Annotated in this window: 2 protein-coding genes and 1 pseudogene; 1 reads left to right on the forward strand and 2 read right to left on the reverse strand. The window is 59.8% G+C overall.

Annotated features, from left to right (window positions below; translation table 11 throughout):
* Window positions 1-425, reverse strand: a pseudogene (locus ACT6Y9_RS10165) (hypothetical protein); the annotation flags it as partial.
* A gap of 78 nt (window positions 426-503) precedes the next feature.
* Entirely contained in the window at window positions 504-806 is a 303-nt protein-coding gene (locus tag ACT6Y9_RS10170; RefSeq protein ID WP_295479269.1) for a helix-turn-helix domain-containing protein, read from the reverse strand.
* Between the two features lie 1235 nt (window positions 807-2041).
* On the opposite strand from ACT6Y9_RS10170, the gene ACT6Y9_RS10175 reads away from it, so the two are divergent.
* The gene (locus ACT6Y9_RS10175) at window positions 2042-2671 is read left to right on the forward strand and encodes an NAD(P)-dependent oxidoreductase (protein ID WP_295479266.1); all 630 of its coding nucleotides are present in this window, start codon (window positions 2042-2044) and stop codon (window positions 2669-2671) included.
* Window positions 2672-2764: the final 93 nt, after the last annotated feature.

Genomic DNA, 2764 nt, shown 5'->3' on the forward strand with positions numbered 1-2764 from the left:
CGCCGGCCGCAGAGCGGGGCCTTGAGTCCCGGCGTCAGGGGAAGGTCCGCGCCGAGCGCGAACCCGCCTTCGAGCCACTCGGTCGAATAGCGAAAGCGCGGCAGAAGAAGAGAAGGAGTGGATGAGGCATTGCGGGCAGACGAATGCCTTTCGGAAGGACTGAGTGAACGCCTTGCGGCTTCTGCGGGGCTGCCGTTCTTCTCCAAACCCGTCGCGGCAAATAAAGCGCGCCTATTTCTGCGGGTTCTTCTTTTGGAAGCGGCGTCACCGGAAGCGGCAGAATCGAATGATTCGCTGGAATCATTTCCGCGTGAATCAGCGTCGATCGGAATGGATGAAACGGGAAAGAAGACTTCACCGACGAGAGGGCTATCAGGCAATGCGGAGGCGTGAACCTCCCAGCGTCGAAATTTTGGTTGAGTCATGACTGACGCGTCCTCTCTGGTGAATATTCTGTTGAACGGCGGGCGGAGAAGCGCTTTTCCACGCCGAGTAGGGGAGGGCTATTCCTTTTTGAGGCGAATACGCTGCGGAAGGCGCTTCTCCGAGAGCAGTAGACCCGCCTCGTCTTCGGCGGGGGCTGCGAGTGATGAGAGGAGGGGAAGGAGCCCGAGAGCATTCAGAACTGCCGCAATGTTGCCGACTGCAACACCTGCGTCACCGTTCTCAATCTTGGAGAGAGTGTTCAATGAAATGCCGGAGCGTTCAGCAACGACGGACTGTGGCAGACGCCGGCGAAGCCGGGCGCCGCGAATGTTCGCACCGAGTTGAAGGAGGGCATCCTCGACGGCGATGGATGGTCTCATAACACGTAGTATCCTAGGAACAAACGCTCAAAAGCATCAGAATTATGCGGATTGTAATCCGTATGACGGCTTATGGCAAGGAGTGGCCGCGGGACGTCTCATCGCCCGTCAAGCCCCGATAAAGTCGGGCTGAGGCATGGGAGATTTTGAGCATAAGACGCAACATCATGGATTTTAACCCAGAATACTCATCGGATTCTGCGTGTTGCGAATGATCGGCAGGACGCCTTCGGACCGGGCGGCGGCGTCCGAGTGGCGATTCATTCCCTCCCTCTCCCCTCCCCGGGGCGGCGATGGGGTCATCGACGGGTTGCCCCCGGAGAAGCGCGGTCAGGCTGAGAAAGGTTTTGTGATTGAAGTGCGCTGCCGACGGCAGATGCTCCGAATTCTGCCTCTGGAGAAATTACCTCGAGTGCGGAAGGCAGAGTCTCTACGCTTCCGGTAGCTGCGTCGATGCGAATGTTTCCCCGGTGGAATAAGTACGCACGACGGGAGTGTTTTCAGAGGATGATCCTTTGCGTCTTCTGAAATGAATCGTCGGAAATGGATTCCCAAAGTTCCGGTGATGATCTGTTGGCTCGAAAGCGTGATTTACCCTTCCGTCCAGTTCCGTCAATTAAACGATGTGGGGAGAGGGGCTTCATTCACTCCAACCCAACTTTCGTTGGAAGGCCAAAGCCGGAAGGTCATTCGGATCGTCCGGATGGAATGAGATGGTGGAGAATTCTCCATTCCATTCACGCTGTGGAGAGAAGTGCTCCGCGCGCTGCATTCTCACCAGTCCATTCATTGGAGTTCATGGTGACGGCCCAGAGGGATGGTACCTGCCGCACCGATCCGTCGCCGGAAGTCGACGGCAATGAAAGGGTGCGCTCCCACCTGTGAGAATGTCTGTGGATTGGATTCTGAGTGGACCGAAAGCGCTCAATGAATGGAGGCGGCTCTTCAACCGCAGCCGCGTTGAAATTCGGGATGCGGCTCGGAGGCCCTGAATTCTACCCTGCTTCCTCAGGTCTGGGGGACGCCGTCTGCGCGCGTTCAAGATGTTCGCCTAGACGTGTTCCCGCGGCGGCAGGCGTCTCCCTCGACGCAGGGTCGAGAGGAAGAATCCGCGGTCCTTTCCGCCGCCTTCGTCATGAACGTTTGACGTCGAACGATTGATGGACTATAGTGCCAATTAGTTCGACATCGAACTAATTATTGATCGAAACTCAAGCACATTGAAAGGAATTTCCATGACCCGAATCGCCGTCATCGGCGCCAACGGCAACGCCGGGCGCCGCATCGTTGATGAAGCCGTGAGCCGCGGCTGGGACGTCACCGCCGTCGTGCGCGGTGAAAACAAGACCGCCGCGAAGCACGTCCTCGTGAAGGACGCTCTCGCGCTCACGAAGGACGATCTCGCCGGGTTCGACGCCGTTGTCGACGCCCTCGGCTTCTGGGCTCCTGAGGATCTGCCGCTCCATACGAAGTCGGTCCTTCACTTCGCCGACCTGCTTGACGGCACGAAGACGCGGCTCCTCGTCGTGGGCGGCGCCGGGAGCCTCTACCTCGACCCCGCGCACACGCAGCAGCTCGTCGACCAGTCGTTCTTCCCGGCGGAGTACCGGCCGCTCGCGAGCGCGCAGCGTGATCAGTTGGCGGCCCTGCGTGCGCGCAAGGACGTCCTCTGGACCTGCGTGTCTCCCGCCGCAGAGTTCGAAGCCGACGGCCCGAAGAAGGGTCACTACGTCCTCGCGGGCGAGGAGTTCTCGACCGACGCCGAGGGCAGGAGCGCCGTGAGCTACGCCGACTATGCCGCGGCGGTCGCGGACCTCATCGCCGAGGGCTCCCACGTCGGCGAGCGCGTCTCCGTGCGCTGGTGAGCGCCTCCCGGAGGCGCTTCCTTCTCTCCGGAACCGCCTTTGAGGGCATCGTCATCAGCTCCTCCACGAAGAAGGGCCTTCCCGGCGAAAACT

This window comes from Sutterella sp., assembly GCF_052272535.1.
GTDB lineage: Bacteria > Pseudomonadota > Gammaproteobacteria > Burkholderiales > Burkholderiaceae_F > Sutterella.